This window comes from Virgibacillus sp. 7505 (genome assembly GCF_002272135.1).
GTDB lineage: Bacteria > Bacillota > Bacilli > Bacillales > Amphibacillaceae > Terribacillus.
In genome coordinates this window covers 1-223 of record NZ_NPBF01000387.1, presented here as the reverse complement: position 1 = coordinate 223, position 223 = coordinate 1, and the positions used below count along the sequence as shown (strand labels likewise).

Sequence of the window (223 nt, the reverse complement as noted above, 5' to 3'; positions counted from 1 at the left end):
TGAAAGTCCATGTGAATATGTTCGGGCGCGAAACGCCAGTGGAGCTTGAGTTCGGTCAAGTTGAAAAGATTTCTTAAAAAACCTTGCTTCTTGGCGGTATTGGTGATAGAATTTCAATGTTTAGTATAGATTTCACTATGCTTGTCGGATGCATGTGCATCCGTCTTTTTGAGTGGGAGGGTACAAGTTGTGTATCCGGTAACCACATCACGGACTTAAGGAG

At 43.0% G+C, this 223-nt stretch carries 1 pseudogene; it reads left to right on the top strand.

Features of this window, described 5'->3' with window-relative positions:
- Positions 1-77: pseudogene (locus CHH91_RS21375) on the top strand (transcription termination/antitermination protein NusG); the annotation flags it as partial.
- Between the last annotated feature and the right edge of the window lie 146 nt (positions 78-223).